The 2,210-nt window shown below is 62.2% G+C and carries 2 protein-coding genes and 1 pseudogene; all 3 read left to right on the top strand.

Annotated features, from left to right (window positions below):
* Positions 1-188 precede the first annotated feature (188 nt).
* On the top strand, positions 189-785 hold the full coding sequence (locus tag ACTQ49_RS14840; RefSeq protein ID WP_441828609.1) for an RHS repeat-associated core domain-containing protein: 597 nt from the start codon (positions 189-191) through the stop codon (positions 783-785).
* Between the two features lie 330 nt (positions 786-1,115).
* Positions 1,116-1,673, top strand: a pseudogene (locus ACTQ49_RS14845) (ISL3 family transposase); the annotation flags it as partial.
* A gap of 194 nt (positions 1,674-1,867) precedes the next feature.
* The gene (locus ACTQ49_RS14850) at positions 1,868-2,017 is read left to right on the top strand and encodes a hypothetical protein (protein WP_441828610.1); all 150 of its coding nucleotides are present in this window, start codon (positions 1,868-1,870) and stop codon (positions 2,015-2,017) included.
* The last annotated feature ends 193 nt before the right edge of the window (positions 2,018-2,210 follow it).

Raw genomic sequence — 2,210 nt, forward strand, 5'->3', positions numbered from 1 at the left:
CCTTCGTCAACGGCTGGAACGACCGCTGCCACCCCTTCATCTGGACCAAGACCGCCGACGAAATCCTCGCCAAAGCCAACCGTCCAACAACTTCACACACGGGGCACTAGGTCAGCGTCCCGTTCGACTTTGTGACCTCGACCAGAACCTGGGCCCACGGCCAGGACGTGTCGTGGAAGCCGGCCGGGATGAACTCGCTGAGCAACATGTTCGGCGACGGGGTGATGAAGTTGTTCACCCTGCCGAACGGTCAGGTGCTGGGTTATGACCTGGGCGGGGTGATGGAGTACTTCCACAAGGACCGTCTCGGGTCGGTGTTGGCCATGACCAACGACGCCGGTGGCAAGGAGGCCTACTACCGTTACGACCCTTACGGTCAGCCTCGTAGCTACTACCGGTGGAGCCCCACCGCGAAGGCCAACACCCTCATGTATGTCGGGGCGCCCCGCGACACCGCCACCGGCCTGGTCCGCCTCGGCGCCCGCTGGTATGACCCCACCCAGGGCCGCTTCACCACCGCAGACCCCCCCGGACAAGAGATCAACCCCTACCTGTACGCAGCTGGAAACCCCATCAACTTCACCGACCCCACCGGCCTGTTTAGCACCATGGATGCAATCAATATTACGATGGGGGCTGTGGGGATGGCTGGCGCGATCATTGGCATCGCCTCTCTCGCTCCAACTGCTGGCCCCGTTGCGATGCTGGGGACAGGAATTGGATTCGCGTTTGGCGGAGGAGGTTTGGCAATAGCCGTAGGATGTTCGATTGGGGATGTGTGCTGAAAATGAATAGAGAATCAGTAGCGAGGTACACGGGGATTTTCGTCTGGATCTGCGCTCTGGTGCTACTGCTAATAGCCCCGGAGCGATCCTTGGTGACAATCGGGTTAGCATCATCACTTTTAATTATTGGGCTGGTTTTGTTGCTTAACTCCAAGGAGTCTAGGTAACTCCCGGTGTGGCGTGTCGTTGGGCCTTGCATTGCTTGTGTTCGAGAGAGCTGACCGTGGCCGGTTATCCTGCTCCTCCCGCGGAGATAAATGGGCTCTTCACAGATGAGGGTGTAGGTGGCCAGTAGGCCTGGGTTCGGAGACGGGCCGAGGTCCTTGGATGATGGAAGTTCCTACACTGCCTCACCAAAGACCTCGACGTGCCCAATGTAGCTCCACCAGCCCTGATCTGACCACGTTCTGCCAGCTCGACGACCTCGGCCTGACCGTCGTCGGCCAGCACCTCACCGGCGAGCGCGCCGTGCTGCTGTGTCGCCCGGTCGAGCCTGACGACTGGTGTCACCGCTGCGGGGGCCACGGCCAGCCGCGTGACAGTGTCGTGCGAGAGTTGGCGCACGTGCCGTTCGGCTGGCGACCCACCACCCTCCAGATCCGGCTACGCCGCTACCAGTGCCGCGAATGTGGTCACGTGTGGCGCCAGGGCCTCACGTGCGCGGCGCAGCCGCGCTCGTGTCTGTCGAACGGGGCGTTGCGGTGGGCGCTGGAGGCGCTGGTGGTCAACCACCTGTCGGTTTCCCGGATCGCCGCTGCGCTCGACGTGGCGTGGAACACCGCCAATGATGCTGTCCTGGCCGAAGGACACAGGCTTCTGATCGACAAGCCCGGCCGCCTCGACGGCGTCACTGTGATCGGTGTTGATGAGCACGTGTGGCGTCATACGGGCTCTTCACAGATGAGGGTGTAGGCCGGTGGTGAGGACTTTGGGCGTGGATGGGCGCGAGGGCTGTGGTCCGGCCGTGTCGCATGTCATGGGGTGAGGGCACTGCGATCATGCAGAGCGACCCGGAGGCGTCTCCTTGTGAGGCCCTCCGGTGTCCTTTTCCCAGCAGTTCGGGCAGATGAGAGGACGTGTGCGTGGCGATCTGTGAGCCGTGGAAGCGGGTTGAGCCGGTCAGTCTTCCGTCGTCCAGGATCGAGCAGCGTCTGCTGGCGATGGCCCCGGCCGAGGTCTTCGACGAACAACTACGATCCCTGGAAGAAGCCGGTGTTGCAACGACCGGTTGAACCTGCCCAGTACACCTCGATTGCGTTGTCAGAACGCCTGGACGAGGCCAGTATCGCCGCGTCGGTCGGATCGGTCGGCTCCTGCCTGTTAACCGGCTAATGAGGACCAGAACCCTTGTCAGGAATGGTTTTGGGGCGTAGTCCTGTGGCATGGAGGACACGTCGATGAGGGTGGTTCTGGTCCGTGATGGCG

Origin of the sequence: Luteococcus sp. Sow4_B9 (genome assembly GCF_052116585.1) — a bacterium.
Classification (GTDB): Bacteria; Actinomycetota; Actinomycetes; order Propionibacteriales; family Propionibacteriaceae; genus Luteococcus.

Coding starts and splice junctions, on each gene's coding strand:
- ACTQ49_RS14840 (WP_441828609.1), top strand. CDS start 189: ATGAACTCGCTGAGCAACATGTTCGGCGACGGGGTGATGAAGTTGTTC.